This window comes from Streptomyces sp. BR123, assembly GCF_013401435.1.
In the GTDB taxonomy this organism is placed as follows: domain Bacteria; phylum Actinomycetota; class Actinomycetes; order Streptomycetales; family Streptomycetaceae; genus Streptomyces.
Window position 1 is genome coordinate 1 of the sequence record NZ_JACBGN010000712.1, and the last position, 255, is coordinate 255.

Annotated in this window: 1 protein-coding gene; it reads right to left on the reverse strand. The window is 74.9% G+C overall.

Annotated features, from left to right (window positions below; translation table 11 throughout):
• The coding region (locus HYE82_RS37155; RefSeq protein ID WP_179178611.1) for a histidine kinase at positions 1-255 on the reverse strand (255 nt) is incomplete at both ends.

Sequence of the window (255 nt, forward strand, 5' to 3'; positions counted from 1 at the left end):
CGCGGTCGGTGAGCACCGCGGGATGGATCCCGCGTGCCAGGTCGCGCAGCTCCTGCAGGGCCAGTTTCACCTCGCCGTGTGCCTCGTCCACCATCGCCGCGGCCGCGTCGGGGTCCTCCTGCAGCTTCTCCTTCGCCAGGCCCAGGCCCATCGCCAGGGCCACCAGGCGGGCCTGGGCCCCGTCGTGCAGGTCGCGCTCGATGCGCCGCAGGTCGGCGGCCGCGGTGTCCACGACCACGCCCCGGTCCGACTCCA